Origin of the sequence: Desulfococcus sp., from assembly GCF_050178255.1 — a bacterium.
Lineage (GTDB): Bacteria > Desulfobacterota > Desulfobacteria > Desulfobacterales > Desulfococcaceae > Desulfococcus > Desulfococcus multivorans.
This window is the reverse complement of sequence record NZ_JBFXGG010000196.1, coordinates 1-2,790: the sequence shown is the minus strand read 5'-3', so window position 1 is coordinate 2,790 and position 2,790 is coordinate 1. Positions and strand designations below refer to the sequence as shown.

Genomic DNA, 2,790 nt, shown 5'->3' with positions numbered 1-2,790 from the left:
CACCCTGCCGGACGTATTCATAGTAAAACACAAGGTCGCGCGCAACCCATGCTCCTGTGTAAGGACCGCCTTCCTGAAGCGGCAGACGCAGCTCGGGTGCGACCGTTTGACCGACGCCTCGGCTGAAGGACAGGCATCCGTGCAAGGCAATCGCTGCCAGAACAATGCCCATGCCGATCCCTACCATTACTGTAATCCGTTTCATCATCGCCCCCCATAGCCGATCCCGGACGACAGGCCCCGAATCTTCCGAAAAGATCGCGGCGTAATTTATTAATATATGGGTCGGGAGCCCTGCTGTCAAACCTTCGCAGCGGTTCATGGCAACTCGGGAAATCGCCATTGAACAGGAAATTTTCCCAGGACAACCGCCGCGATATGGTCTTCCACACAGGTGTGACAAACCCGGTAGTCCCGATGCCGATACCGCAACGACAGGCCTCGGCGTCCGTCCACATGTCGGACGCGGCATTTCAGCAGATCGGCGATGCCGATGCCGCCGATCTTGAGCACGGCTTCTTTCGCGGTCCAAAAGCGGAAAAAAGCGTCGGGTGTGTCGGATTTCACCAAGCGCCACTCATGGTTTGTCGCCACCTTGGATTGGAGCCTGAGGTTGTATGGCCGGATCCTTTCGATGTCGATGCCCACGGGCTCAGGTGAAAAAATTCCCGCGACATATTGAGGTTTGTGGCTGACGGACCAGTAACCGCCCCCGACGGAGAGCGGTCGGCCGAGGCTGTCCTTGACCAGCTGGTCCGGGGCAAGAACGACTCCCCGTAACGCCGCGGAAAGGATCAAGGCTTGTCGGGCATAGCCACTCAAAAAACGGACCCGGTCCCTCGGTGCCAGGGGAAGATATGCATCCGCCGGCACCCGAAGGATTACCGGATGAACGGCGGCTTCAGGCGACAACGCCATCGGCTGCCTTGAGGATCATTCGACAGTCGGCCACAGTGGCGCCTCGCCCCTGTTCATGAACCAGGAGGGGGTTGATGTCCAGCTCCTGAATCTCGGAATGATTGACGACCATGTCCGAAAGACTGACCAGAAGCCGCTCCACGGTCGCCAGATCGGATTCCGGACGACCCCGGAAGGCCCTGAGGAGTTTGTATCCCATGATTTTTCGCATCATTCGGCGGGCTTCGTTCCGGCCGATGGGGGCAAGGCGGAACGAGACATCCTTGAAAACCTCGACGAAAATGCCACCGAAACCGAACATGATGAGGGGACCGAAGACAGGGTATCGGTTCGCGCCCAGAATCACCTCCCGACCGGGCTCGGCCATTTTCTGGACAAGCACCCCTTCGATCTCCGCGTCGGCACTGTAGTTCCGGGCACCCTCCACGATCTGATTGAAGGCCTTCCGGACCGCCGCGGCGTCCTTCATGCCGATTTTCACCCCGCCGGCGTCGGACTTGTGAAGTATCTGGGGGGAGACGATCTTGAGGACCACCGGATACCCGATCCGATCCGCAGCAGCGACGGCCTCGGCATCAGTGGCCGCCAGTTCAGTGGGCAACACATCAAAACCGTAACAGGCCAGAAGTCTGAGGCCTTCGAATTCCCCCAGCCGGGTTCGGCCGCGCTCAAGACAATCGTTGATGATGTCGCGCGCGCCGGCGACGTCGTGACTCAGGGTGAACTGGGCCAGGGACTGACGGTTCAACCATTGGGAATAGCGATAGAGCGTGCCAAAAGCCCGGGCCGCGGCCTCCGGAAAACGAAAAACCGGGATCCCGTTTTCCTGAAGATGTTTGACCCCCGACGAGACGTCGACGATCCCCATAAAGCAGCAAAGGATCGGTTTGTGGGTTCGTCGTGCAATGCTGACCACCGCCTCGGCGGTACCCAGGGCGTTGGTCATGGATTGTGGGGTCAGGATGACGAGTGCCCCGTCGACCCCTTCGTCCCGGATCACCGCCGCCAATGCGTTTTCATACCGATCCTGGGCCGCGTCGCCGATGACGTCCACCGGGTTGTGGAGGTTGGCCGCCGCCGGCAGATGGCTTGCCAGGGTTTCGATGGTGTCCTCCTTGAATTCGGCAAGTTGAAGACCGGATGAGATGGTCATGTCCGTAGCGACGATCCCGGGCCCCCCCGCATTGGTGACGATGGCCACGCGGTTCCCCTCGGGAATTTTTCGTCTGAATTTTCCCAGCATCGACTCGTTCTTGTAAGCGAAGGTGCTGGCAAAATCGAAAAGGTCGTTGATGGAGTCCACGCGGATGATGCCTGCCTGCTCGAAAATGCTGTCGTATACCGCCTCCGAGCCGGCAAGCGACCCGGTGTGGGAAGCGGCGGCCTGAGCGCCGGCAGCGGTTCTGCCGGACTTGATGACGAGAATCGGTGTGGGTCGGTCACCCGACGTGATCTTCTTCACCTCTTCGATGAACTCGGGACCTCTGCGCAACTCTTCCAGATATATCATAATCACCTCGGTATCGAAATCCCGGTGAAAATACCGAAGCAGATCCAGTTCATCCACATCCGCCTTGTTGCCGATGGAAATGAACTTGGAGAATCCGAAATCCCTGTCGGCTGCGAAATCAAGCACGGCCGTGCAAAGGGCGCCGCTCTGGGAAATAAAGGAGATGTTTCCAGCCTTGGGCATTCGACTGGAAAAGCTGGCGTTGAGGCTGACAGAGGTCAACGGATTGATCACCCCTAAACAGTTGGGACCGATGAGCCGAATGTCGGCCTTGCGGCACATCTCCACGATTTGATCCTCAATGTCGCGCCCCGCTTTTCCGACCTCCCGGAAACCCGCCGAAACGATGACGATGCCCTTCA

General features: G+C 58.8%; 3 protein-coding genes. All 3 read right to left on the bottom strand.

What is annotated here, in order from left to right; genetic code table 11:
* Nucleotides 1-205, bottom strand: a 205-nt coding sequence (locus AB7S84_RS17120; protein WP_428156017.1) for a hypothetical protein, incomplete at its 3' end; no start/stop codon positions are given.
* A gap of 113 nt (nt 206-318) precedes the next feature.
* Nucleotides 319-918, bottom strand: a complete 600-nt coding sequence (locus AB7S84_RS17115) for a 4'-phosphopantetheinyl transferase family protein (RefSeq protein WP_020878497.1) — start codon at nt 916-918, stop codon at nt 319-321.
* Nucleotides 902-2,790 (bottom strand): acetate--CoA ligase family protein (locus AB7S84_RS17110; RefSeq protein WP_428156014.1); only part of this gene is annotated, 1,889 nt, incomplete at its 5' end. The genes AB7S84_RS17110 and AB7S84_RS17115, both read right to left, overlap by 17 nt.

Coding starts and splice junctions, on each gene's coding strand:
- AB7S84_RS17115 (WP_020878497.1), bottom strand. CDS start 918: ATGGCGTTGTCGCCTGAAGCCGCCGTTCATCCGGTAATCCTTCGGGTG.